20 protein-coding genes are annotated in these 25,336 nt (G+C 44.0%); 9 read left to right on the forward strand and 11 right to left on the reverse strand.

Features of this window, described 5'->3' with window-relative positions:
- Positions 1-121: 121 nt before the first annotated feature.
- On the forward strand, positions 122-448 hold the full coding sequence (locus G6047_RS09580; RefSeq protein WP_169527391.1) for a single-stranded DNA-binding protein: 327 nt from the start codon (positions 122-124) through the stop codon (positions 446-448).
- 12 nt (positions 449-460) lie between these two features.
- On the opposite strand, the gene G6047_RS09585 is transcribed toward G6047_RS09580, so the two are convergent.
- From G6047_RS09585 to metG, 3 genes are all read right to left on the reverse strand, one after another.
- Complete coding sequence (locus G6047_RS09585; RefSeq protein WP_169527392.1) at positions 461-1,966, reverse strand: hypothetical protein; 1,506 nt, start codon at positions 1,964-1,966, stop codon at positions 461-463.
- Complete coding sequence (locus tag G6047_RS09590; RefSeq protein ID WP_169527393.1) at positions 1,881-2,570, reverse strand: HAD family hydrolase; 690 nt, start codon at positions 2,568-2,570, stop codon at positions 1,881-1,883. Before G6047_RS09590 ends, G6047_RS09585 begins: the two co-directional genes overlap by 86 nt.
- 120 nt (positions 2,571-2,690) lie before the next feature.
- Entirely contained in the window at positions 2,691-4,766 is a 2,076-nt protein-coding gene (gene metG, locus G6047_RS09595; protein ID WP_169527394.1) for a methionine--tRNA ligase, read from the reverse strand.
- Positions 4,767-4,874: 108 nt separating this feature from the next.
- Here metG and G6047_RS09600 point away from each other — a divergent pair, with 108 nt between their 5' ends.
- From G6047_RS09600 to G6047_RS09610, 3 genes are all read left to right on the forward strand, one after another.
- Positions 4,875-5,837 carry a S66 peptidase family protein gene (locus G6047_RS09600; RefSeq protein WP_169527395.1) on the forward strand — a complete coding sequence of 321 codons (963 nt, stop codon included), beginning with the start codon at positions 4,875-4,877 and terminating at the stop codon, positions 5,835-5,837.
- A 166-nt stretch (positions 5,838-6,003) separates the two neighbouring features.
- The gene (locus G6047_RS09605) at positions 6,004-6,363 is read left to right on the forward strand and encodes a YraN family protein (RefSeq protein WP_169527396.1); all 360 of its coding nucleotides are present in this window, start codon (positions 6,004-6,006) and stop codon (positions 6,361-6,363) included.
- Between the two features lie 85 nt (positions 6,364-6,448).
- A complete protein-coding gene (locus tag G6047_RS09610; protein ID WP_169527397.1) occupies positions 6,449-8,650 on the forward strand; it encodes a M12 family metallo-peptidase in 2,202 nt (733 codons plus the stop codon).
- Positions 8,651-8,716: 66 nt separating this feature from the next.
- Here the strand turns inward: G6047_RS09610 and mfd are convergent, their stop codons facing one another.
- Positions 8,717-12,037, reverse strand: coding sequence for a transcription-repair coupling factor (gene mfd / locus G6047_RS09615; protein ID WP_394352502.1), 3,321 nt, complete (start codon positions 12,035-12,037; stop codon positions 8,717-8,719).
- Between the two features lie 47 nt (positions 12,038-12,084).
- Entirely contained in the window at positions 12,085-12,750 is a 666-nt protein-coding gene (locus G6047_RS09620) for a hypothetical protein (RefSeq protein WP_169527399.1), read from the reverse strand.
- Positions 12,751-12,934: 184 nt separating this feature from the next.
- On the opposite strand from G6047_RS09620, the gene G6047_RS09625 reads away from it, so the two are divergent.
- Positions 12,935-13,870 carry an L-threonine 3-dehydrogenase gene (locus tag G6047_RS09625; protein WP_169527400.1) on the forward strand — a complete coding sequence of 312 codons (936 nt, stop codon included), beginning with the start codon at positions 12,935-12,937 and terminating at the stop codon, positions 13,868-13,870.
- Positions 13,871-14,105: 235 nt separating this feature from the next.
- Here the strand turns inward: G6047_RS09625 and G6047_RS09630 are convergent, their stop codons facing one another.
- The 3 genes from G6047_RS09630 to G6047_RS09640 all read right to left on the reverse strand — a co-directional run bounded on the left by G6047_RS09630 (position 14,106) and on the right by G6047_RS09640 (position 16,682).
- The gene (locus G6047_RS09630; RefSeq protein WP_169527401.1) at positions 14,106-14,591 is read right to left on the reverse strand and encodes a nuclear transport factor 2 family protein; all 486 of its coding nucleotides are present in this window, start codon (positions 14,589-14,591) and stop codon (positions 14,106-14,108) included.
- Between the two features lie 308 nt (positions 14,592-14,899).
- The gene (locus G6047_RS09635; protein ID WP_169527402.1) at positions 14,900-16,291 is read right to left on the reverse strand and encodes an ammonium transporter; all 1,392 of its coding nucleotides are present in this window, start codon (positions 16,289-16,291) and stop codon (positions 14,900-14,902) included.
- A gap of 175 nt (positions 16,292-16,466) precedes the next feature.
- Positions 16,467-16,682 carry a hypothetical protein gene (locus tag G6047_RS09640; RefSeq protein ID WP_169527403.1) on the reverse strand — a complete coding sequence of 72 codons (216 nt, stop codon included), beginning with the start codon at positions 16,680-16,682 and terminating at the stop codon, positions 16,467-16,469.
- A gap of 176 nt (positions 16,683-16,858) precedes the next feature.
- Between G6047_RS09640 and G6047_RS09645 the strand changes: the two genes are divergently transcribed.
- The gene (locus G6047_RS09645; RefSeq protein WP_169527404.1) at positions 16,859-18,892 is read left to right on the forward strand and encodes a M13 family metallopeptidase; all 2,034 of its coding nucleotides are present in this window, start codon (positions 16,859-16,861) and stop codon (positions 18,890-18,892) included.
- Between the two features lie 105 nt (positions 18,893-18,997).
- The gene (locus G6047_RS09650) at positions 18,998-19,300 is read left to right on the forward strand and encodes a hypothetical protein (RefSeq protein WP_169527405.1); all 303 of its coding nucleotides are present in this window, start codon (positions 18,998-19,000) and stop codon (positions 19,298-19,300) included.
- Positions 19,301-19,314: 14 nt separating this feature from the next.
- Here the strand turns inward: G6047_RS09650 and G6047_RS09655 are convergent, their stop codons facing one another.
- Entirely contained in the window at positions 19,315-19,968 is a 654-nt protein-coding gene (locus G6047_RS09655; protein ID WP_169527565.1) for a metal-dependent transcriptional regulator, read from the reverse strand.
- A gap of 24 nt (positions 19,969-19,992) precedes the next feature.
- A complete protein-coding gene (locus G6047_RS09660; RefSeq protein WP_169527406.1) occupies positions 19,993-21,867 on the reverse strand; it encodes an Nramp family divalent metal transporter in 1,875 nt (624 codons plus the stop codon).
- An 81-nt stretch (positions 21,868-21,948) separates the two neighbouring features.
- Between G6047_RS09660 and G6047_RS09665 the strand changes: the two genes are divergently transcribed.
- Positions 21,949-22,701 carry a transporter gene (locus G6047_RS09665; RefSeq protein ID WP_169527407.1) on the forward strand — a complete coding sequence of 251 codons (753 nt, stop codon included), beginning with the start codon at positions 21,949-21,951 and terminating at the stop codon, positions 22,699-22,701.
- Between the two features lie 100 nt (positions 22,702-22,801).
- Positions 22,802-23,212 (forward strand): BrxA/BrxB family bacilliredoxin, encoded by a 411-nt coding sequence (locus G6047_RS09670; RefSeq protein WP_169527408.1) that lies wholly within the window; start codon positions 22,802-22,804, stop codon positions 23,210-23,212.
- A 48-nt stretch (positions 23,213-23,260) separates the two neighbouring features.
- Here G6047_RS09670 and G6047_RS09675 read toward each other — a convergent pair whose 3' ends face one another.
- Positions 23,261-25,318 (reverse strand): glycosyltransferase family 9 protein, encoded by a 2,058-nt coding sequence (locus G6047_RS09675; RefSeq protein WP_169527409.1) that lies wholly within the window; start codon positions 25,316-25,318, stop codon positions 23,261-23,263.
- Positions 25,319-25,336 lie beyond the last annotated feature (18 nt).

Genomic DNA, 25,336 nt, shown 5'->3' on the forward strand with positions numbered 1-25,336 from the left:
ATTTGAATAGAAACGTATTTAAACGGTTAATTGCCGGATAATTCGAATCAGATGTATCACATTTGCCAAACGGTTGCAACCTTAAATCAAAATTTATAAACCATTTAATTTTTTACACGCCATGAATAGTATACGCAACAATGTACGCCTGATAGGCAACGTGGGACAAGATCCCGAAATCAAGAATTTGGAAAATGACAGGAAGTTAGCCACTGTGACCCTCGCCACGACTGACACTTACAGGAATGACAAGGGTGAAAAGGTCGAAGACACGCAATGGCACAGGATTGTCGCCTGGGGTAAGCAAGCGGAACTTATAGAAAAATATGTTACCAAAGGAAAGGAACTTGCGCTTGAAGGACGACTGATTCATCGATCTTACGATGATAAGAACAACGAGAAAAAATACATTACGGAAGTCGTGGTAAACGAACTGCTTTTTATTTGACGTGAACTAGATCTAATCCAGTATTTTGGAATCGCTGAATTTACGCATCACGAGTTTTTTGGTCGCTTTATCATAGTAACTCAGCACAAAGAAGTTTCTCAAATGTGATATCGCATACAATTCCGGTTGTTCTTTTGTGAGGTAACGATTCAGTACATCGATATACAAGGAAGGCTGCTCCGCAGACACGTGTTCGAAATTTTTATCGAAGATGCCTTCGAAGAAAACGGTTTGGAGTAATGGCTCCTGAATGAAGCGGTCAATATCACTACCTGCTCCTGCGACAACCATTCCGATTCCCAAAGTTGTTCCCAGGATAACGTCTCCGGTCGAAATGTAATCGTATGTAGCTCCGGCGGTAACAATCAAACGCCCGTCTTTGTGTCTGTAAATACTTACGCCTATAGGTCTTTGATTAATTCTTCTGAGAAATTTCTTTGTAGAACTAAGGGTTGAGAGTTTATCATCTGGTGATTGTACCAATAGTGGACTGTTCTTGAATGATATGGTATCTTCTGAAGTTACCCGATATGTTTTTATCGGCTGTTTGCTTTTCAGATCAAATGCCGATAGAAGCATTTCGTTTTTATTGGCTTTGAACTGAAGCAACGTATTTTGGTTTATGAATGAATTGGAAGAGGCTTCATCTGTAAAAGACTGCTGCGGAACTTTGGATTCGGTAATCGAAAAGTCGCTCAGTTGTATTTCAAAAATTCGGGTTTGGGTTGGATTGTCATCAAAAGTCAACAACAGCTTGTCATCAAATGCGTATAACTTGCATTTTTCGGTAGCCATGTAAAGTGATGACAATGCGCTTTGATCTATATATTGCATGGGGTATCGATCAAGAAAACGTGAAAGCAAAAAGTTTTGTCCCCGCGGATTTTGGAAAGGGAAAGCAGTGAAATCCAAGACATGCATCTCCGGAACGCCATTTTTAAAATCGTACAGGACAAGTTTGCTGGAATCTTTTACCGAAGTCAGCAGGCAAAACCGACCATGGTCATTAAATGAAACCAGCAGGTCTTCATTTTCAAAGTCGAACAGATACGATTTACTGACCAGACTGTGATTTTTTTGATTTAATGTTTGGGTGAAAATACGTTTTGAATCGGCAGACGACCAATAAATAGTCGGGTTTCCGGAATCATCGAAGCTGCAGCCTGCAATATTTTCGAATTTGCTGTCAGGACGAGCGAAAGAAACGGAATCGCGTTGGAATAATTCTTTGTTGAATGTAAATGCAGTGGTGGTCGATTTGGATGCCATAAAGACCCAAAACTGTTTTGACGGTTCATCGGTTGCTGACCATATGTCATTGACGTCTGTTTCAAAGTTAACATCGGTTGTAGTCAGCAAACTTTGTGAGTGTGCGTTCCAGATGTTGTATATGAGAAACAGAAAAAGGAGATACCGATTCACGATAAAAGCATTAGGCGTTGAAGATTTCAGGCACTTGAGAAATGGAATCCAAAGTACGGAATCTTTCGTGATGTACTTCATGGTCAATACGCTCATGAAGCCAGGTTGTATGAAAAGGAATGTGTACTGAGTGGCCTCCAATGGCAAGAACGGGAAGAACGTCAGACTTGAGCGAGTTGCCGATCATGTAAAACTCCTCGGGTAAAATATCCAGGCGTTTGACAAGATCTGAATAATCAGCTTCCTGTTTATCGCTCATAACCTCAATGTGATGAAAGTATTTTCCAAGACCGGAGTTATGCAATTTGCGTCTCTGGTCGAGCAAATCTCCTTTCGTCGCTACAACTAATTTATAATTGCTGTGTAGTCTTTGCAATGTTTGTTCTGTTCCGTCCAGCAGTTCGATTGGCTTTTGCAGAAGTTCTTTTCCGAGATCAAGTATTTTCTCAATAGCGGCAATGTTGAGAGTTCCTTCAGAAATTTTGATTGCCGCTTCGATCATTGACAATATGTACCCTTTAATTCCGTATCCGTAAAGTCGAAGGTTTTCTATCTCGATCCTGAAAAGCTCCTGCGACAGTCCCTGATGTGACAGATAATCCTGCATGAGAATCAAAAACTGTTTTTCAGTTTGTTCAAAATAAGGTTCATTAACCCACAGGGTGTCGTCGGCATCGAATGCAATTACTTTAATCGCCATAATCTAATCACTAACAGGATTGCAGTTAAGATAAATAAGTATTTCTTTATCCAATAACCACTTTTTTGAAAATTATTGTTCAATCGATATTGGAAAACCAGGATTAGTTTGAATAGCCCATTAACTTATACTTGTTCCATTACTCACGCCAACCGTATCGGGATTCACAAAAACAAGTTTTCCATCGGTGTCTTTAGCCATTAGAATCATGCCCTGGCTTTCTACGCCTCGCAGGTTTCTCGGTTCCAGATTAGACAATACGGTTACTTGTTTCCCTATGATTTCTTCAGGAGAAAAGCTTTCGGCGATGCCTGAAACAATGGTTCGGACATCAATTCCTGTATCAACCTTGAGAATGAGGAGTTTGTTTGCCTTTGGCATTTTTTCGGCTTCCAAAATGGTTCCGACACGCAAATCCATTTTTGAAAAGGAATCGAAGTCAACATTCGGCCTTTGTGGCTCGACGATGCTGTTCTTCGCTTTTTCATTTTGGGATTTTGATGCTTCAAGCCTGTCGATTTGCTTTTGGATGGTATCATCTTCAATTTTGGTGAACAACAGTTCCGCAGCACCAATTTTTGTTCCTGCTGATAATATGGTTTGATCCTTGGAAACTTCAAGCCAATCATTTACTTCCGAAGGACTTGGATGAATGCCTAACATATTTTTGAGCTTTGCCGATGTGTATGGCAAAAATGGTTCACTCAGGATTGCCAAAGCAGTCGCAATCTGAAGTGCTACAAACATTTGAGTCTTGACTCGTTCTGGATTTTCTTTGACGAGTTTCCAAGGCTCCTCGTCTGCAAGGTATTTGTTTCCTAAACGCGCAAGGTTCATGAGTTCACCGAGTGCCTCACGGAACCTGTATCTTTCAACAGAACTTGAAATGACATTTGGATAAGCCCTCATTTCGGCTAATGTTTTTTCATCGACCTCCAAATATGAATTTGGTTCAGGAACCAATCCGTCGTAATACTTATTGGTAAGTACAATCACGCGGTTGATGAAATTTCCAAAAACGGCTACCAACTCATTGTTGTTGCGCGCCTGGAAATCCTTCCATGTAAAATCGTTGTCTTTTGATTCGGGAGCATTTGCCGTAAGTGCGTATCGCAGCACATCTTGCTGGCCGGGAAAATCTTCCAGGTATTCATGCAGCCAAACAGCCCAGTTTTTAGAAGTGGAGAGCTTGTTGCCTTCGAGGTTCAGGAATTCATTCGCTGGCACATTGTCCGGAAGGATGAAACTACCTTCGGCTTTTAGCATTGCCGGAAAAATAATGCAGTGAAAGACAATATTATCCTTACCGATGAAGTGAACCAGTTTGGTATCGGCATCTTTCCAGTAAGGTTCCCAGTCTTTTCCGTTTTTCTGTGCCCATTCCTTGGTTGACGATATATAACCGATAGGTGCATCAAACCACACATAAAGCACTTTGCCTTCAGCTCCTTCGACGGGAACGGGAATTCCCCAATCAAGGTCACGTGTCACGGCACGTGGTTTTAACCCATCATCGATCCAGGAACGCACTTGTCCCAGTACATTCGGCTTCCAATCTTTGGCATGCTCGGTTAATATCCATTCGCGCAGGAATTCCTCATACCGATCCAAAGGAAGGAACCAGTGTTTTGTAGATTTCAATATGGGTGTTTCACCTGACAGGGTCGATTTTGGATTGATAAGATCCGTAGCATTCAGGGATGTCCCGCATCTTTCACATTGGTCGCCGTAAGCTTCTTCGTTCCCGCATTTCGGACACGTCCCGATTACAAAACGGTCGGCCAGGAATTGTTCCGCTTTAGGATCATAGAGCTGTTCGGTGACTTCTTCAATGAAACTTCCTTCATCATACAGTTTCCTGAAAAATGCCGAAGCGGTTTCGTAATGAACCGGAAGCGACGTCCGTGAGTAATTGTCGAATGAAATACCAAAATCATCGAAAGATTTCCGGATAATGCCATCATATTTATCGATAACCTCCTGAGGCGTAATTCCTTCCTTACGGGCTTTCATCGGAATTGCAACACCGTGTTCATCGCTTCCGCAGATAAATACGACGTCGCGATTCTGTTGTCGGAGGTAGCGGGCATAAATATCAGATGGAACATACACCCCGGCCAGATGGCCAATATGGATTGGGCCGTTGGTGTAAGGCAAGGCTGCCGTAATGGTATATCGTTTTGGATTTTGGATCATGACGTATGAAATTGGGCGTAAAAATAAGCATAAACTATGGAAAAACGTTGGTTGTTGGCCAGGCAATAGAAGTCATCATTTTAAGTAAAGCCACGTATCTTTAGGCCTATGAAAAAATCATTTTTACTACTGCTGTTGTTACCCATCTGTTTTTTCGGACAACTAAAACCAATCGCTCCTCCGTACCTAAAACCCGGAGATACCGTTGGAATAGTGACTACGGCCAGAAAAATAGATATTGCAGGCATTCAGGCTGGAATCGATTTGCTAAAAAGTTGGGGGCTTACTGTGGTCGTCGGAAAAACCATCGGCAAAGATGAAAACCAGCTTGCCGGTCCGGATTGGTTTCGTGCTACCGATTTACAACAGATGCTCGACGATCCTAAAATAAAACTGATCTGGTCGGCAAAAGGTGGTTATGGCACGGTTCGAATCATAGACCGTATCGATTGGACAAAATTCAAAAAACATCCAAAGTGGATTGCCGGTTTCAGTGATTGTACGGTTTTACATAGCCACATCCAGACGCTGGGCTTTCAAACCATACACAGTTTTATGGCTTTAAGTGCCAAATCGGCATCGGCGGAAGCGATACAAAGTTTCAGGACGGCGTTATTTGGCGGAATCAGGGATTACACCATTGCTCCGAATAGCCTGAACCGGACAGGTTTTGCTGAAGGAATCATAACTGGGGGAAATTTATCGGTGTTGTATAGTTTGATGGGATCAGCATCTGAAATAGACACTAAAGGGAAAATTCTTTTCATTGAAGACCTCGACGAATATCTGTACCATATAGACCGCATGATGATGAACCTCAAGCGGAACGGTTATTTTAAAAATATAAAAGGATTGATTGTCGGCGGAATGACCTCTATGAACGACAATGATATTCCTTGGGGTCATACCGCCGAAGAAATCATAAAAGACATTGTCAAGGATTATGATTTCCCTGTAATTTTTAATTTTCCGGCTGGACATATAAAAGATAATCGGACACTTGTCCTTGGAGAAATGATCCGAATGGAAGCAGAAAATGAAAAAGCCGAAGTTCAAACCCTGAAAAAGTGATGTGGAATGTGATTTGGCAACAATAAAAATCCGATTAAATGTAAATTAAATCGACAAATTACATTTAAAATTAAAAATTTAAAGAAAAATACTACAATAAATTTTTACACCTATTTATCCATTCCGGAACGAGAATCTGGAACTTCTTTCTTTACAATTTTTCAATATGGCGACACACAACGAATTCGGAAAAGAAGGCGAACGTATAGCCATGGAATATTTGATGGACAAGGGTTATATTATTCTCGAAAGAAATTGGAGATATAAAAAATTAGAAATTGATTTAATTGCTGAATATCAGAATATTACAATTATTATTGAAGTTAAATCAAGATCAAACGACAGCTTTGGTAAGCCTCAGGAATTCGTCCGAAAGAAAAAAATTAAGCTGGTGCTAGAGGCCGTAAATGCCTATGCCAATACAAAAAACCAAGACCTAAATTTTCGTCTTGATGTCATTTCAATACAGAAAAAAAATGGCTCGTATACCATTGAGCATTTGCAAGATGCATTCTATTATTTTTAAAAAACAATGTAGTTAAACGTTAAAAAATGCATTTCGTCGATTAATTGACTATGTTTGTGGACCCTTAACCTACAAAATGTTTATTATGAAACGAATTGCTACCCTAATTGCCATTCTTGCGACTTTGGGATGTTTGGCCCAGCAAAAAGTTGCAGAAAGAATACAGGAACTGAAATCCATGAATACCAATTTCAAACATTTCTCGGTTCTTGATGTTTCGAGCCAAATTCCACAAGATGGACTCGGAGATGTAGTCAGAAATGCTACACTTGCAAAAATCCGCCTTGCGTCTGTCAATACCATTGTCAGCCAGGCAAACGAAACCATCGAGCTTGAAATTCCGTTCAAAGGCCAGACTATTATAGTGCAACTCTATAAAGTGAAGGTTTTACATGACAGTTTCCATCTGGATACGGACAAAGCAAAAAATGTCCCTTTTGAGCGTGGCGTCCATTATCGTGGTATCGTAAACGATGATATGAACTCCATTGTTTCAATGAACTTCTTCAACGGCCAGTTCAACGGTATCATCGCGAGCCAGGAACTGAATAATGTAGTGGTAGGAAAACTTGACAGAGTCGGAAACAGCCAGGATTATATCGTGTATTCCGATGCAGACCTTTTGATTGACAATATAAGCGGATGTGAGCTTCCGGATGAAGCTGCTTACGCACCTGCTGCAAACCAAACACAGTCGGAACAATCGATCCAGTCTGTTTTGAGTTCACGTTGTGCAACGGTTTATCTCGAATTGGATAACCAGTTGTACATTCAGAATGGAAACAACGCCGGAACTGCGAATACCTGGATTACATCTGTATTCAATAACGTCCAGACTTTATATGCGAACGCTGATATCAATGTCGCCCTCAAAAGCGTATTTGTGTGGACTACGGCCGATCCGTTTACCGGAACAACATCTACGGCAAGAATGAACTCTTTCAACCAGTTCCGCCCTGTATTTGATGGAGACATCGGACAGTTGGTCGCAATCGACCCGGGATCTTTGGGTGGTGTAGCTTCTGCCGTAAATGGTATCTGTGGCCCGAATAATTTCTCCTATGCCGATATTGACTTCGGATACAATGCTGTACCGACCTATTCCTGGACCGTGCAGGTAATCACTCACGAACTTGGTCATTTGATGGGTTCACCACACACCCATTCATGCGTGTGGAACGGAAACAATACAGCGATAGACAACTGCGGCCCATCTGCAATCCCGAATTCAGAGGGAGCTTCATGCATGACATCGCCTCCAACCATTCCAACAGCAGTGGTCAAAGGAACCATCATGAGTTATTGCCACTTGGTAGGCGGAGTTGGGATCAACTTCAGCAACGGTTTCGGCCCTCAACCAGCTTCGCGAATCCTTACAACTGTAAATGGGGCTACTTGCCTTAGCGTGGATTGTGTCAATACCTGTATCAACACGGCTGTTAATATGCATGTCGATACCGTAACAAGTACAACGGCTAACCTAAGTTGGGATGATATAGGCGACGTTGGCACATGGCAAATTGCCGTGAGCCCACTGAGCGGAAGTTCTTCATGGACAACTGTAACCTCTAATGCCTATTTAGCTTCGGGCCTCCAACCAAATACCTATTATAAACTGCGTATCAAGCCGTCTTGTGATTCCGGAATGACGTCATCCTACAGACAGTTGGTTTTTGCTACAGGTGCCGATTGGTGCAGCGGCGTTACCATTACCGATACCGGAGGCGCAACGGCAAACTATTTCGATAGCCAGGAATTCGTACGTGTAATCATGCCGACACAGGCTAACAAAAAAATCAAGATCACGTTCACGTCATTCGCGACTGAAACCAACTACGACTTCCTTTGGATGTATAACGGTTCTTCTACCAGTTCGCCTGTAATGGGAACAACGACAGGATACACCGGAAACGTTAGTCCTGGAACGTTTACTTCATCGGCTGCCGATGGCGCACTGACCTTGAAATTCCGTGCCGATAACAGTACCAATGCCGCAGGCTTCGTAGCCAATGTAGTTTGTGAAAGTACGTTGGGAACAGGCGATGTTTCGCGTAACATTGACTTTACCTATTACCCGAACCCGGCCAACAACATTGTCAACATCAGTTCAGCATCAGAAGCGATCACACAAATCCAGGTGTATAGCGTAACAGGTCAATTGTTGTTCGACAAGAAACTGAACGGTCTTGAAGAGAAAGTAGACGTATCGTCTTTCGCAACAGGAACCTACTTCTTCAAATTGAAATTCGGTTCTACCGAAGCCAACTTCAAGATCCTTAAACAATAGTAAACGATAATAAACAGAGTTGTTATTTAAGTGGAAATTGCCCTTCGAAAGAGGGGCTTTTTCATTTTAAGCAGGAGTGTGCGAACCCCACATTTTCTGCATCAGATCCAAAGCAGTTTTGACAGACTTGACGTTTTCAAACGTGAACAACAATCGCAATCCGTTAGCCGTCTGTTTTTCCTTCATCCGACCGAGTTGTGGATTCCGCTGGGCAAACTGGAGCACTTTATCAAAATGTGCCGATTGATAGAATGCAGAATCGTGGTCCGAAATAAAATAAGCGATCATCTTGCCCTGTTTCATCACCAGTTTCTCCATACCGAGTTTTGATGCAATCCATTTTATGCGCATGCTATTGAGCAACGCGTTTGCCTGCACCGGAAGTGGTCCGAAACGATCCACGAGCCGTTTTTCATACAAAAACAACGCTTCTTCATCCTTGATCTGGCTTAGTTCGTTGTACAGGATCAGCCTTTCGGAAACCGTATTGATGTATTCATCCGGGAACAGCAATTCAAAATCGGAATCGATCTGGATGTCTTTGACATATTCCTTTTCTGTCTGGTCATCGACTTCCTGATACAAATCCCTGAACTCGTTTTCCTTGAGCTCTTCTATGGCCTCGTTCATGATTTTCTGATAGGTTTCAAAACCGATGTCGTTGATGAAACCGCTTTGTTCGCCACCGAGCAAATCACCTGCGCCGCGAATTTCCAAATCCTTCATCGCAATGTTGAAACCGCTGCCGAGTTCGCTGTATTGGGCCAGCGCATGAAGCCTTTTGCGGGCATCGTCGGTCATGGCGGAAAAAGGAGGCGCTATAAAATAACAGAATGCCTTTTTGTTGCTTCGCCCAACTCTACCCCGCATCTGATGCAAATCGGAGAGCCCGAAATTATTGGCATTGTTGATAAAAATCGTATTCGCATTCGGAACATCGAGACCGCTTTCTATAATCGTGGTGGCAACCAGAACATCGAATTCACCGTTCATGAAACCAAGCATCAGTTCTTCGAGTTTCTTTCCTTCCATCTGCCCGTGCCCTATCCCGATTCTCGCCTGTGGCACCAATCGCTGGATCATTCCCGCTACTTCGCGTATGTTTTCGATTCGGTTGTTTATAAAGAAAACCTGTCCGTTGCGCTGGATTTCATACGAAACCGCATCCCTTATAAGTTCTTCATTGAAACCGACAATCTGCGTTTCTATCGGATAGCGATTCGGCGGAGGTGTGGTGATGACCGACAAATCCCGGGCTGCCATCAAAGAAAATTGCAACGTCCTCGGAATCGGGGTTGCGGTAAGTGTCAATGTATCGATGTTGGCGCCTAAGGTCTTTAGTTTGTCTTTGACGTTGACACCGAATTTCTGTTCCTCGTCCACAATCAGCAAGCCCAAATCCTTGAACTGGACATTTTTATTGACCAGCTGGTGCGTGCCGATGATGATGTCGAGTTTTCCCTCGGCCAGATCTTTTAGCGTCTGTGTTTTTTCCTTCGCAGACCGGAACCGGTTCAGATAGCCAATCGAAACAGGCATTTCTTTCAATCGCTCTGAAAAAGTCCGGTAATGCTGATACGCGAGAATTGTAGTCGGAACCAAAACCGCAACCTGTTTCCCATTGTCGACGGCCTTGAAAGCGGCACGGATTGCGACCTCCGTTTTTCCGAAACCAACGTCCCCGCAAACCAGTCGGTCCATCGGGCGTTCGCTTTCCATATCGGCTTTGACGTCCTGTGTCGCTTTGGTCTGATCCGGCGTATCTTCATAGATGAATGACGATTCGAGTTCGAGTTGCAGGTAACTGTCCGGATTGTATTGATAGCCCTTTTCCAAACGGCGCTTAGCATACAGTTGGATCAGGTTGAAGGCGATGTTCTTGACACGGGCTTTGGTTTTCTGCTTCAGTGCTTTCCATGCACCCGAACCTAGTTTATAGATTTTTGGCGGCGCTCCGTCTTTGCCGTTATATTTCGAAATTTTGTGAAGTGAATGGATGGAAACGTAGACGATGTCGTTATCGGCATACACCAACTTAATCGCTTCCTGTGTCTTGCCTTCAACCTGGATTTTCTGCAACCCGCCGAATTTCCCGATGCCGTGATCGATGTGTGTCACATAATCACCAACCGACAATGAATTCAATTCCTTGAGCGTCAGGTTCTGCTTTTTGGAATAACCGTTCTTGATGCTGAACTTGTGGTATCGTTCAAAAATCTGGTGGTCTGTGTAACATGCAATCTGCAATTCCTCGTCAATGAAACCCTGATACAACGGCATCACGACCGTTTCGTATGTATTATGGATATTGGAATTTCCCGATTCATCCATCGAGGCAAAAATATCGTCGAACCGCTTGGCCTGGGCTTCATTGGAACAGCACAAAAAGTTGCGCATCCCGTTCGAATGATTGTCGGCCAGATCATTGAGCAACAAATCGAATTGCTTGTTGAACGCCGGTTGAGGCCGGGTATGAAAAGACGTCTGTAATGACGGTTCAAACACGGGTTGCAAACCGGTTTCGATCACGGCAAAAAGTTCCGCCTTATGCAAAAATTCTTTGCTATCGACGAACAATTGCTTCGGTTCCAGGTGTTTTATAGTCGAATCAAGCGAAGCAAAAATTTCCTTTGCCTTCTCGAAGGATGTGGCGAGTTTCGATAACGTAATCGATGCATCCTGCAAAACGAGAACCGTCGAATCGCCTATGTAATCCAGAAAATTCTGTCGGTTTTCCTCGAAGAATTTATTCTCAACATTCGGGATAATCGTAATCTTTTTCTTCTTTTCGATCGACAGTTGCGTCTCTACATCAAAGCTTCGGATACTGTCTACTTCATTACCGAAGAATTCGATCCGGTATGGATTGTCGTTCGAAAAGGAAAACACATCGATGATTCCGCCGCGAACCGAAAATTCACCCGGTTCGGTGATGAAATCAACTCTTCTGAATTCATATTCGTGAAGCACTTCATTGATAAAGTCAATTGAAATCTGGTCGCCGACAGCAATCTTGAGTGTATTTTTCTCAAGTTCTTTGCGTGTAACGACCTTCTCGAAAATTGCCTCGGGATAGGAAACGATAAAGGCTGGTTTTTTCCGCGAATTGATTCTGTTGAGCACTTCGGCCCGAAGCAACACACTGGCGTTATCGGTTTCTTCAATCTGATAAGGCCTGCGGTACGATCCGGGGAAAAACAATACGTCTTCCTCGCCTATCAATTGCTCAAGATCGTTTAAAAAATACGCCGCTTCCTCTTTTTCAGTTGCGATGAACAAAAACGGTTTTTCGGTCTTTTTGAATAGTGAACGCAATACAAATGACAGGCTCGATGCGACCAATCCGTTTGCCTGGATTTTTGCGCCGGGTTTGATTGCCGATGCCATTCGCGAGATCGGTGCGGAAGAATCGTATTTGGTGATAAGAGTTTCGATCATTGACGCTCTTGTAATTTTTTACGCCTGTCGATCATCATGCCTGGTTTTCTGTTCAATTGTGACGGCGGTGGCGTTTGTAAAGCCCGGTTTTGCACAGGTGCAGGTGGTGTTGAAGACGAAGGGAATACGCCACCGGTCGGAACAGCTCTTGTGGTATCAAGCATCCGGATCATATCTGCTTCTCCCTGTTCGGTTGGGATTTTAGATTTGCGTACAATCTCATCGAATTGCATCTGGAGCGAGATAAGCGATGCATTTATGGCGTCGACTTCCGTATTGACTTTTTTGGCCGGAATATCGTCAAGGTGCAGGAACAGATTTAGTGCATTGATACGTGCCGTCAACACCGAAATACGGCTTCGGACCTCCGGTTTTGCATACTGGGACGGAAGCTGGGCCGGTAATTCAAGCGCCTTTGCCGAAAGCACTTCTGATTTTTTCTGGAATGCTTCAATACTGCTCTGCGGTTTTTGCGAAAGCTCCCGAAGCAAATCCCGCCAGGGCGCCCAGGTCGCCGTAAGTTGCTGTGATGAAGGATTTATAGGGGTGGAATTGAATTTCCAATGTGCATTGACCTCAGAAAAAATCTGCTCTTTCTTTTTGGCTTCCTTCAACTGGATTTGCTCTTGCTGATCGTCTTTGCAGGATATCAGTAGCATCATGAAAAAAACCAGGGATAATGTCTTTCTAAGCATCGGGTTGGAATAGTGACGCAAATTTAAGTACGAACCGACAAATTCCCACAAACAAACAGGAATTATTAACTCTCGTAAAGAAGTTCGCAAAACCAATCTATCTTTGTTTAAAAGTCGGCAATTTTTTGCCCTTTATTTAATCTTCTGCACTATGCCCAAAATTCTGATTATTGGAGCCTGTGGCCAAATCGGCACCGAGCTTACACACAAACTACGCGAGAAATACGGTGAGGAAAATGTCATCGCGTCCGATATCCGCAAACTCAATAATGACATTGTCAACAACGGTCTTTTTGAAGTAGTCAACGCACTCGATTTCAACCAGATCGAACATATCGTCGAACAATACCACATTGAAGAAGTCTATCTCATGGCCGCTTTGCTGTCTGCAACCGCCGAAAAAAATCCGGCCTTCGCCTGGGATTTAAATATGAATTCGCTGTTCCATGTACTCAATCTGGCCAAAGCCGGAAAAATCAAAAAAATATTCTGGCCATCGAGCATCGCCGTTTTCGGGCCCACGACACCAAAGCATCAAACGCCTCAATACACGGTCATGGAACCATCAACCGTTTATGGGATTTCCAAGCAATGCGGTGAACGCTGGTGCGAATATTACAACCATATTTATGGCGTCGATGTCCGCAGCATCCGGTATCCGGGCCTGATTTCGTGGTCGACTCCACCCGGCGGAGGCACTACTGATTATGCCGTCGATATTTATCACAAAGCATTGTCAGACGGCAAATACGAATGTTTCCTGTCTGAAGAAACCGAACTCCCGATGATGTACATGGACGATGCCATTCGCGCGACTATCTCCATCATGGAAGCTCCGGCGGAAAATATCAAAATCCGATCTTCCTATAATTTAGCCGCGATCAGTTTCAATCCGGAACAAATCGCCGGTGAAATCAAAAAACACATTCCGGAATTTGAAATTACCTACAAACCGGATTTCCGCCAAAAAATCGCCGATTCGTGGCCCGCTTCGATAGATGATTCCGAAGCGAGGAAAGACTGGGGTTGGAAACACGATTTTGACCTCGATAACATGACCAGCGATATGCTTGATCATTTGAAATAGCTTTTTTGGGGCGTGCCGGCGGCTGGTAACTTCCGTTTTGCGATTGACTTTATTCTTGCCGCCGTCGGGCTGTCGGCACTCGCTACCGTTTCCGCTGCGCTACAACGGTGAGCTCAAACAAAAATGCCTTCATCCCTCACGCGACAGCAATCTCTGTAAACACCCTTGTTGCCTGTTTTTCGCGCCTTTCGTTATTGTACACAAAAAAGCAGACTGGGAAACTCGGGAACGTCCCTTATTTTTTCTGGCGTAAATCCAATGTCTGCTTTTCTTCGAGGGATTTCTTTATCGAAATGGCTTCTTTAACCTTGTCATTCGGAATCGTCATGGACAACACATAATGTGCAATTTTCCATTTTCCGTTTTCCAACCGCAATACGCCCGAACCACGACAAAGGCCCATTTGAGTATCCAGAAGTTCATCGAACCAAGCCATCTTTTCGTCGTTACTTAAAAAAATATGACGCTCAAGAGATGTGAAACTCCATGCTTTTCCTTTGTCGAAATAGGGTTTTGAAAAGGCTTTGAATTCGTTGACATTCCAATTTTCGGTGGCATCTGTCCCAATAAATATCGCATCTGTTGACATCGAATCAAAATAGGCATCGAACTGTGCATCGGCAGCGGCTTTGAGCCATGCGTCAAGGGTTTTGGTGATTTCGGCTTTTTGTGACAATAAAGCTGTTGGAATCAGGACCAGAAAAAGAAGTAGGTATCGCATAGTTTTTTGGACAAGATAAGCATAATTAATGCGAACGGTAATAGAAAATTACTACAGAGATTTAACAATTCAGGCAGTTTTTCTGTAATCAACCTATTTTGGCAATCCATACCTTGTCATAGGGAAGGGGCCGATGGTATCCCTAAAAAATCCGCGGTAATAAGAGGTACAGAAAAAATGTACTTTTTAGCTTCGCTCAGTTCTGCTAAAGCCTCGGGTGTTAAATGAATATGTTTTCGTTTTCAGTCCAAAAAAATCCCGTACCTCAACAAGTAAGATACGGGAATCACATGGCTTATGATTTACGGTCAGCCGTTCTGCATCAGGTTCATATAACCCAATGGTTCCGGCTTTGAATTGTCTATGGATTCATCATGTTGCGAAAGGTCGAGGCCTAAATGTTCTGAATCTTCCGAAACCCGCAGCGGGATGAAATAGTTGGTGACTTTAAATAAAATCCACGCCCCGAAAAAGGTGAAAACAGATACCAGTACGAGTGCCATCATGTGATGAGCGAACACGTTCCATCCGCCGTGCAACAGGCTCGCATTTTCTCCCTGGGCAAAAATCGCGGTCAGGATCATTCCCATGATGCCACCGACACCATGGCAGGCAAAAACATCTAATGTATCGTCTATCTTCTGCATGTATTTCGACGTAAGCACTTTGTTTGAAACGATGGCAGTAATGAATCCGAAGAAAATACTCTGGGGAACGCTCACATAACCGGCTGCCGGTGTAATGGCAACCAATCCGACGACAGCGCCCACACAAGCGCCCATAGCCGATACTTTACGGCCGTTGAGCCTTTCAAAAAAGAGCCACGTCAACATAGCCGCAGCTGATGCCGTGGTGGTGGTGGCAAAAGCCATCGCAGCCGTTCCGTTTGCCGCCAAAGCAGATCCGGCGTTGAATCCGAACCAGCCGAACCAAAGCATTCCCGTACCCAAAAGCACAAAAGGAATGTTGGTTGGAATGTGGCGTGAATTTTTGCGTTTGCCCAAAACAATCGCTCCGGCCAACGCTGCAAAACCGGCACTCATATGGACTACGGTTCCGCCCGCAAAATCCTTGACGCCAAAATAAGTTCCGAGGATTCCGCTCGGATGCCAGACCGAATGGCAAAGCGGTGCATATATGAATAAGGTAAATAGACAGATAAAGAGTAAAAAGGAAATGAAACGAACGCGTTCGGCGAAAGATCCGGTAATGATAGCAGGTGTTATCACTGCGAATTTCATCTGGAACAACGCAAACAGCATAAATGGAATGGTCGATGCCATTTTGTTATGAGGCAAAAGCCCTACATGATCCATAAATGCAAAGCTGCGCGGATCGCCAAAAAAACTGTAGAATTTTCCATCGATGGTAATCCCGATCGGGTCGCCGAATGAAAGGCTAAAAGCAACTACGACCCATAAAAGCGTCACCACGCCAAGGCAGATGAAACTTTGTAACATGGTAGAAATGATGTTCTTTTTGCCGACCATGCCGCCGTAAAAAAACGACAGTCCGGGTGTCATGAGAAGCACAAGGCTTGAAGCTGTCAATAACCAGGCGACATCGGCGGTTACGATCTGATCGGTGGTTCCGAACTGGCCTGTTGTATCAGGAGCGGCTTCTGGCCAGAAAACACCTGTAATGGAAACAATTGTAATGATTGCGAAAGAAATGATCCAACGTTTTTCCAGCTTCTTCATAAATTCAAAATATTAATCCTACCCCTGATTTGATGAGGCAAAATTAAAAAAATTATGTCTTTAAAGGATTAGTCGGTCAAAAAATAAAGGGTGTGACAGCTATTTTTACCAACATCTGTTTATCACACCCTGAATTAAAAAATTTTAATATAAATCCCGGATAAGGGAATCGATATTATTTCGCCGGAGCAGCAGTAGTGTCTTTTGCCACTGTATCTGTAGTAGCCGGAGCAGCTGCAGGCTCTGGTGTAGCTGCTGTTGTGGTGTCAACTGTTGTCGTATCGGTTGCAGCAGGTTCTTCCATTCCTTCTTTGCTCTTGCAGGAAAATACGGTTCCGGAAAGCATCAATGCCAATGCAAGGACGGTAAGCGATTTTGTGATAGATTTCATAATTAAGAGGTTTTTGTTTCCGTCCAATTTATAAAAAAATCGCATTGAAATTCCAATAATCTATTTTTTAATGGGTTGAATGTTAATTTATCGTAACATTTTTATTCGATCAGGGACAAACACTCCGCGCCATAATTTTATATTTGAAGGCTATTTGCATAACAAAACCAAATTTCATGAAAAGACACAAAGTACTTCTACTTGTCCCAACACTTACTACCTTATTATTATCATCGTGCAAAAAAGAGGAAAAGCACGAACTGACTTCCGGAATCATCAAACAAAATATGGACACCCTTGTCAAGCCGGGTGATGATTTTGACGCTTATGTAAATGGCGGATGGATGAAGAAAAACAAAATCCCGTCCGATAAATCATCGTTCGGGGTCGATGCGATTCTTGACGATGAAGCCCAGGCCAATGTAAAATCCATCATTGAAGAAGCTGCGAAATCAAACGCCAAAGAAGGTTCCAACGAACAAAAAATAGGCGATTTCTACAATTCTTACATGGATCAGAAAACACGGGATGCAAAAGGAATCACTCCGCTTAAACCTATTTTCGACCAGATTGACGCGATTACGAATGTCACGGAATTGCCTGCATTTTTCGGAAAGGCGAACAAAGCAGGTTTATCGGCACCGTTCAGTATCCAGGTTACTGAAGATTTCAAAGACCCGACGACTTATATGGCTTTCGTATGGCAAGGCGGCTTGAGTCTTCCAGAGCGCGAATATTATATGCTCCAGGATGCAAAGTCAAAGGAAATCCGCGTTAAATATGAACAACATGTAGCTTCCATGCTCAAGCTTGCGAACATTGCTGAACCGGAACTCAAGGCAAAAGAAATCCTGGCACTCGAAACCCGTATCGCATCGAACCATGTCAAAAAAGAAGAAACGCGTGATGCCACTAAAATGTATAATGTTTTTGATCTGGCTGCACTCGACAAGCTTTCACCGGGTTTCGACTGGACCGGCTTCCTTAAAGAATCGGGATTTGGCGGACAGAAAAAAATCATCCTTGCACAACCAAGTTACATTTCCAAAGTGTACGACATTATAAGGACCACGCCGCTCGAAGTGTGGAAGACCTGGCTTAAATGGGGCGCTATCCATGACAACGCGACTTATCTGTCAGCCAATCTTGACAACGAAAATTTCAATTTCTATGGTAAAGTACTCAGCGGAACCACCAAACAACGCGAATCGTGGAGACGTGCCGTTGGAGCTGTAAACAACAATCTTGGTGAGGTCGTCGGGGAACAATATGTCAAAAAACATTTTACGCCCGAAGCTAAGGAGCGTATGTCTGAACTCGTCAAAAACCTGCTCAAAGCATACGAAGCCAGCATAAAGGAACTAACTTGGATGACACCTGAAACCAAGAAAGAAGCATTGGACAAATTGTCGAAATTCACGCCTAAAATCGGTTATCCGGATCATTGGAGAGATTACAGCAAACTCACGGTGAAAAAGGATGATCTATTCGGGAACATGCAGCGTTCGTACGAATTCGAATACAACCGCATGCTTGACAAACTCGGTAAAAAAGTAGACAAGACCGAATGGGGAATGACACCTCAAACCGTAAATGCCTACTACAATCCGTCACTTAATGAAATCGTATTCCCGGCAGCCATATTGCAACCGCCATTCTTTGATTTGACTGCAGATGACGCGGTCAACTATGGAAGCATCGGGGCAGTTATCGGTCACGAAATCGGACACGGATTCGACGATCAGGGAAGCACATTCGATGGAAACGGCGTACTTCGCAACTGGTGGACGGAAGCCGACAAAAAAGCGTTCGAACAACGCACGGGCGCACTTGTAAAACAATACAGCAGCTTCAAGGTTTTCCCGGATCTAAATGTGAATGGTGCGTTTACACTTGGCGAAAACATTGGCGATTTGGGCGGATTGGCGATTGCTTTCAAGGCATACAAAATCAGCCTTGGCGGAAAACCGTCACCAAAAATCGAAGGTATGACAGGCGAACAGCGTTTCTTTATCGGATACGCACAATCGTGGCTTGTCAAGCAACGCGAGGAAGCATTACGTACACAGGTCGCTTCAGATCCGCATGCACCGGCACATTTCCGTGTCAACGGAATCGTGAGAAACACGCCGGAATGGTATGATGCCTTTAATGTAAAACCAGGAGATTCCTTGTATCTTGCTCCGGCAGATCGCGTGAAAATCTGGTAACACAACACGAACATCAATTAAAGCCTTCTTTCGGGAAGGCTTTTTTGCATGATGTAAATTGGCAGAACCGAATATTTCACTATATTCAATCTGCAAATCGAATTTATGACTGCCGATTATTCTCACATCCTCGACGCCCTTATCAAGCAAGGCTTCCATCAGATTCCCGAATCCAATCCGGAAACAGGAAAGAAATTCGATTACCGGATCACCGCCTATTCGCTCAATACCAAACTGAGTTTCCGGTTTGAAAGCCTGGAACATTTTGTTGAATTCCTTAAACTTTCAGATGCCGACAGCGAGAAAAGGATTGCCGTGCTCCAAACCAGGTTTACCGAACTCGGCCTTGACCCGAATCAGTTTTTCTGGGTGAATTTCTTTGAAGAAGGCAAGGAAAAAGAGATGTAGTTTATTAGGAAAATCTAACCTTTACGCACAAACAAATTCCCGGCAATTTTTTGGGAAACCACAACTTCACCTTGTTTGGTTCGGATGTGAAGCGACTGATCGAAATCTTCCTTTTCCAAAACTTCTATCGTTGTTCCAAGTGAAATTTGTTGTTTATCCAGATATTTAAGGAATTCGGACGAGCTGTCCTTAACGCCTACGCAAATCGCTTTCTCCCCTACTTTGAGTTCCGATAACAATTGCTTTTCGGTTTTTGCGATCTTGCCGTCGGCATCCGGAATTGGGTCACCGTGCGGATCCTGGGTCGGATTCCCCAAAAAATCGGCAAGCCGGTCAATCAGTTTTTCAGACTGGATGTGCTCGAGTTGTTCGGCTATATCGTGGACCTCATCCCATTTGAAATCGAGATGTTCGACCAAAAAAACTTCCCACAGCCGGTGTTTACGCACAATCATCTTGGCCTCATGCAAACCCGAATCTGTCAGTAAGACACCTTGGTATCGTTTATAGGAAACCAGATTCTTCTCGGATAGTTTCTTAAGCATATCGGTTACCGATGAAGCCTTGGTTTCCATTTTATCGGCAATGGAATTCGTGCTCACGCCTTCCGGGTGCAAGCTCATGAGGTGATAGATGGTCTTGAGATAATTCTCTTCGGAAAAAGTCATCGGTTTCATCAATGCAACTTTTGGTTAATCGCGTACAATCATCAACGGAATGGAAATGCCGTGTCGTACCTTGTCTACGGTTGTACCAAAGATAAGGTCTTTGAGGCCGGAATGCCCATGTGTTCCCATGACAAGCATGTCAAAATCGCCTTCGTTGACTATTTTAGGGATGCCTTTTCCGGGTTCTCCGTAACCGAGTCTGGTTTCGATGTCGTATCCTTTTTCAGTCAGCATAATATCATATTCGGCTAATAATTTTTCATCGACAGATGTTTCATGGTCTACAGTCTGTTCCCCATACATCATGGCCCCGACGGTTTCAACCACATGTATCAAGGTGTAATGTGCCTGGTTTCCGCCAATGGAAAACGCATGGTTGAGCGCACCTTCATCGGCACTTGAAAAATCGACCGTGACAGCAATTTTCTGTGCTTTGAGACCCGCGCTTTGGTTGAATTCCAGTTTGAGATTATGTGGACTGTGGTTGTAGATATGCTCTTTCGGTTTGACCACAAACGGACGGATCACGATATACAACAGCAACAAGGCAAAAAACACAGTTATCGGCACAACTGTAAACCAAAGCAACGTAGCATTCGGTGACGATGAAAGCCAGTCGCGCAATTCGCCGTAAACCAGCCTTGCATTTAACCCGACGATGACGAGTGCAATAGCCCACGCGGCAATCTGTGTCGGTTTGTTGATATGGAACCCTTTCATCCGGGTCTTGTCGCTGACAAAATGGATCAGCGGGATAATGGCGAATCCAAGCTGCAAACTCAGGATGACCTGGCTTAAAATGAGCAGTTTTCCGGTTACGCCTTCTCCAAAAACAGATATGGTGACCACAGCCGGAACAATCGCCAAAAGGCGTGTCATAATGCGTCGGACCCACGGACGGATACGCAAATTCAGGTAACCTTCCATGATAATCTGTCCGGCCAATGTTCCGGTCACGGTAGAACTTTGTCCAGCTGCAATAAGTGCTACAGCGAATAAAATCGGGGCGAATTTGGTTCCGAGCAACGGCTCAAGGAATCGATGCGCGTCCTGGATTTCGGCAATTTCAAACATGCCGTTTTTGTAAAAAGTAGCGGCAGCCAATATCAGGATTGCGGCATTGACAAAAAAGGCAAGGTTCAGGGCGATGACCGAATCGAGGAAATTGTATTTGATGGCTTGCCTGACACCGGAAATATTACGGTCGAATTTTCGCGTCTGGACCAATGAGGAATGCAAATAAAGATTATGCGGCATCACGGTCGCTCCGATAATACCGATTGCTATATAGAGTGCATTTTCATTCGGTATCGATGGAATCAACCCGGCAAAAACCTTCGGAAGTTCCGGTTGTGCAAAGATCATTTCAAATACGAACGAAAACCCAATGATGGCAACCAACGCAATGATGAATGCTTCCATTTTCCGCATGCCTTTATTGATGAGGAACAGCAACAGGAAGGTATCGAGTACGGTAATGAAAACACCGTGAAGCAACGGAATATCGAATAATAAGTTAAGCCCGATGGCCATTCCGAGTACTTCGGCCAGATCACAGGCGGCAATCGCTATTTCAGCTAGGAAATATAAGATATAATTGATACCTTTTGAATACGTTTCGCGTGAAGCCTGGGCCAAATCGAGTTGGGTAACGATACCAAGCCGCGCACTCAGGCTTTGAAGCAAAAGTGCCATGATGTTACTCATCAGCAATACCCAAAGCAACGAATACCCGAATTGGCTTCCGCCGGCAATATCAGTCGCCCAGTTGCCTGGATCCATATACCCGACGCTGATCAGGTAAGCCGGCCCTAAAAACGCCAGTATCTTTTTGAACCCGGACGTTTTATTCTGGGTCGATATCGATTCGTGTACTTCTTCGAGCGATTTTGATGACATGATTTTATTTTTTGCAACACAAAACTAATTAAATTTTCAATTGAACAAAATAAATTTTTAGATTTGTCTAAAAATAAAACTATGGCCCGCCTGTTTTTTGCCTCATTTATATTGTTCCCCTTCTATGCATTTGCCCAGGAGCCGGAAAAACCTGAACCTATTGAAGCCGATAGACCGGATCAAACCGAAACACCTGCCATTGTACCAAAAGGAATGTTCCAGGCCGAAACCGGTTTTGTATATGAGAAAGCGAATTCAGACGAAGAAAGTTTTGTCACACCCACCGTTTTATGGAAATACGGCGTCAATGAAAACTTCGAGCTTCGGTTGATTACTGAGTTGGAAACCCAGAAGAATCCACAAACGACCACAACAGGTTTGGCTCCTGTAAAAGTTGGTTTCAAAGCGAAATTGCTTGAGGAAAACGGCATCATTCCAAAAACCTCGATCATCGCACATTTACAGCTTCCGGATCTGGCCTCGAAGGAATTCAAAGCCGAACATTATGCCGCGTTGTTCCGGTTTACCATGCAGCACACCTTGTCGGACGATTTCAGCCTTGGCTATAATCTAGGTGCCGAATGGGACGGAAATGTGCCCGATGCGACTTTTATCTACACCTTGACCGCGGGCTATTCGATATCAGAAAAACTAGGATGCTACGCGGAAGTATTTGGATTCGCCCCAGAGGAAAGTACCACTTACCACAGTGCCGACGGCGGATTCACTTATTTGATATCGAACGATTTCATGATCGATGCCTCAGCCGGAGTAGGATTAACCGAACTTGCGCCCGATTATTATATCTCGTTGGGCTGCTCATTCAGACTGTGATAACTACAGCTGATGGTATCATCTGCACATCTAATTGTTAATTATTAATCGTTAATTATTCATTCCCCTATCTTTGCACTCTAACTTTAGCATAAATTTTATGTATCCAGCAGATCTTGTACAACCTATGCGCGCGGAACTTTCCACCGCTGGTTTTGAAGAATTATATAGTGCCGATGCCGTCGAAAAAGCAATCGGACAAGAAGGGACAACATTGGTCGTGGTAAATTCCGTTTGTGGATGCGCCGCGAGAAATGCACGTCCGGGAGCAAGAATGAGCCTTGAAGGTTCCAAAAAACCAGATCATTTGGTAACCGTTTTTGCAGGCGTTGACCGTGAAGCCGTTGATGCAGCCCGTGAAAAAATGTTTCCGTTCCCACCATCTTCCCCAAGTATGGCTTTGTTCAAAAACGGGGAATTGGTGCATATGTTAGAGCGTCACCACATTGAGGGCCGACCGGCGGAACTGATTGCCGAAAACCTTAAAGACGCTTACGAAGAGTTTTGCTAATTTCGTTACAGAAGTTACGTTAAGAAGGCTGCCGATTGGTGGCCTTTTTTATTTTGGGAAACTCGGTATGTCAAGGATAATTTTTTGTTCCGATAGAAAGTCGACAAACGGCCGAAGATGTTTTTTTGACGCATCGGAAAAATCTCCGGACAGAATCTGATACACTTCACCCGATGCGAATTCGTTGGTAAATTCGAGGTCGAACTTTGAATTGTCAATCGTCAGTCCGCAACCCGATTCCAATTTCTCAATAATCAAAGAAGGATTGATTACTTTTTGGATGCCCAATTCCGGATACGTTTTCTGCAACAATTTAAAAACCGCGCCCATAACCATCTTGCTTGTCGTAGATGACAAACAAACCCGATGTTCGCAGGCCAGTATCACTTCATAATTGCATCTCAATTCGCAATTTCCGGGTTTCCCCCATACGATTTCAGTCTGTTCCGAAAAACAACCCCAAGCACCGGGACCGGTCGGGCCGTAAATCCCGACGCTGGGAACATTATATGCTCCGGCAACGTGCGTGATTCCGGCATCATTGCCAATATGGAATAATGCTTTGGACATCGCATTACCTACATCTTCAATTCCACCGGTCACCAAATCAATGTAATCATGCTGGCCTTGCATGAAATCAACAGGATTTGGATCATCTGGCCCAACAATTACTTTACAGCGAAGTCCCGGGAATTCTTTGTGCAAATCCTGGATCAATTGGGCATATTTTTCTGTCGGCCATATTTTCAGCAGAAAACCCGCACCCGGATGAATGGTGTAATAGGGGTTTTCAAAATCCGGCGTTCGGTTGAAATAGGGAAATGGTTTTACCGCCGATGGATTCGGATGCATTTTGGCAATCGCATCGGCGTAATGACCAATGGCGTGTTGCTTCACCTTTTTATGCGTGACGTAATCGAGTTGTTCGGGATATTCGCGTCTTCCGAAAGCAGGACAATTCCCGAGCTCGATGACACGATCGAAATCTGAATTGGATGCTTCATTCCTGTCGATGAAAATCAAATCGGGAATATTTGCCTGAAGAAAATCCACCAGGCGCTTTTCAACAGCAAAAGTCACTTTATCTGAAATGCTTTTTAAAACGATAAGCGACGGAATCACAAAGAAAATATCGCCCAATCCGCCATAGGATTTGCGGACAAGCACGTTTCCGAGCGTATTTTGTTCCGATGCCGGTTCATCTGGAATCAAACCTTCAACCGTGTCCCAGAATTTTCCCGGCGTTTCCTCCATTTCACGAATGGCACGTTGTTTATCATTCGGATAGAAATCATACGAAAACGTCCCGACACGATCATTGGCGATAATCTCGCATCCGCTTAACCAGGCTTCCGCAGCCAGTCTTCCCGATGGTTCCGGCCAATACGGCTGGCAGAAAAAGTATTTGGATTTGCCCAGAATTTCAAGAACCTGTTCATTCGGAACCGATTCCATAAAAAAGACATTCTGTGGAATTTCGCGCTGCAGTTTATTCTTTCCGTAGACTTCGAATCGTCTTTGAGGATTTTCAATCGCATAATCTACAAATGCATTTCCGCCTTTGAGCAGGCTTAATTCACCAAAATAGGGAATAGTATGTTCCTGTTTCTCCGGATTGTCCTGGATCAGATCGACCTCGACCGTTGGCGGCATCAATTGATAAGCCCCGATTGCTTCCCCGTAAAAATGTTTGTGGTTTTCGTAATGCTTTGGCGATTGGAAGAAGTTCATCTTCGAACCTGCAGAAAGTTCGCGATACGCATGGAACTTATCGGTTTCGCAACAATTCTTGTAACGCGGATCTACGGTACAATAAATGGTTCTCCTGGCGCAGAAATTATGGTCGAATTCCAGCTTTGCATACGGCTTTTTACTGTCGATGAGGAATCGGATCAACTCCGTTTCAAATGGACAACGCGACGTGCTGCTGACGATTATAAAATCGGAAATTGAAATCGCCTGTTTTACATCATCAAAATCCTGAACGGAATTGCAAGAAACACGAAAACCTCTCGATTCGCCAAGGGAAATAAGTTGCTTTAATGTCAACTCGGCCCCGCGGCGCAGCGAAAGGTCTGTATCGTGTAAAAAAAGGATATGCTTCAAAAGTGGAATTTACGAACT

The sequence above is a fragment of the Flavobacterium silvaticum genome (genome assembly GCF_012911565.1).
Classification (GTDB): domain Bacteria; phylum Bacteroidota; class Bacteroidia; order Flavobacteriales; family Flavobacteriaceae; genus Flavobacterium; species Flavobacterium silvaticum.

What these genes read in the sequence shown, in the direction of transcription:
- G6047_RS09620 (WP_169527399.1), bottom strand. Translation starts at nt 12,750, where the DNA reads ATGATGCTACTGATATCCTGCAAAGACGATCAGCAAGAGCAAATCCAG.
- G6047_RS09605 (WP_169527396.1), top strand. Translation starts at nt 6,004, where the DNA reads ATGGCGACACACAACGAATTCGGAAAAGAAGGCGAACGTATAGCCATG.
- G6047_RS09645 (WP_169527404.1), top strand. Translation starts at nt 16,859, where the DNA reads ATGAAAAGACACAAAGTACTTCTACTTGTCCCAACACTTACTACCTTA.
- metG (WP_169527394.1), bottom strand. Translation starts at nt 4,766, where the DNA reads ATGATCCAAAATCCAAAACGATATACCATTACGGCAGCCTTGCCTTAC.
- G6047_RS09660 (WP_169527406.1), bottom strand. Translation starts at nt 21,867, where the DNA reads ATGTCATCAAAATCGCTCGAAGAAGTACACGAATCGATATCGACCCAG.
- G6047_RS09655 (WP_169527565.1), bottom strand. Translation starts at nt 19,968, where the DNA reads ATGACTTTTTCCGAAGAGAATTATCTCAAGACCATCTATCACCTCATG.
- mfd (WP_394352502.1), bottom strand. Translation starts at nt 12,037, where the DNA reads ATGGCATCGGCAATCAAACCCGGCGCAAAAATCCAGGCAAACGGATTG.
- G6047_RS09590 (WP_169527393.1), bottom strand. Translation starts at nt 2,570, where the DNA reads ATGGCGATTAAAGTAATTGCATTCGATGCCGACGACACCCTGTGGGTT.
- G6047_RS09610 (WP_169527397.1), top strand. Translation starts at nt 6,449, where the DNA reads ATGAAACGAATTGCTACCCTAATTGCCATTCTTGCGACTTTGGGATGT.
- G6047_RS09625 (WP_169527400.1), top strand. Translation starts at nt 12,935, where the DNA reads ATGCCCAAAATTCTGATTATTGGAGCCTGTGGCCAAATCGGCACCGAG.
- G6047_RS09585 (WP_169527392.1), bottom strand. Translation starts at nt 1,966, where the DNA reads ATGAGCGTATTGACCATGAAGTACATCACGAAAGATTCCGTACTTTGG.
- G6047_RS09630 (WP_169527401.1), bottom strand. Translation starts at nt 14,591, where the DNA reads ATGCGATACCTACTTCTTTTTCTGGTCCTGATTCCAACAGCTTTATTG.
- G6047_RS09640 (WP_169527403.1), bottom strand. Translation starts at nt 16,682, where the DNA reads ATGAAATCTATCACAAAATCGCTTACCGTCCTTGCATTGGCATTGATG.
- G6047_RS09580 (WP_169527391.1), top strand. Translation starts at nt 122, where the DNA reads ATGAATAGTATACGCAACAATGTACGCCTGATAGGCAACGTGGGACAA.
- G6047_RS09670 (WP_169527408.1), top strand. Translation starts at nt 22,802, where the DNA reads ATGTATCCAGCAGATCTTGTACAACCTATGCGCGCGGAACTTTCCACC.
- G6047_RS09650 (WP_169527405.1), top strand. Translation starts at nt 18,998, where the DNA reads ATGACTGCCGATTATTCTCACATCCTCGACGCCCTTATCAAGCAAGGC.
- G6047_RS09635 (WP_169527402.1), bottom strand. Translation starts at nt 16,291, where the DNA reads ATGAAGAAGCTGGAAAAACGTTGGATCATTTCTTTCGCAATCATTACA.
- G6047_RS09665 (WP_169527407.1), top strand. Translation starts at nt 21,949, where the DNA reads ATGGCCCGCCTGTTTTTTGCCTCATTTATATTGTTCCCCTTCTATGCA.
- G6047_RS09600 (WP_169527395.1), top strand. Translation starts at nt 4,875, where the DNA reads ATGAAAAAATCATTTTTACTACTGCTGTTGTTACCCATCTGTTTTTTC.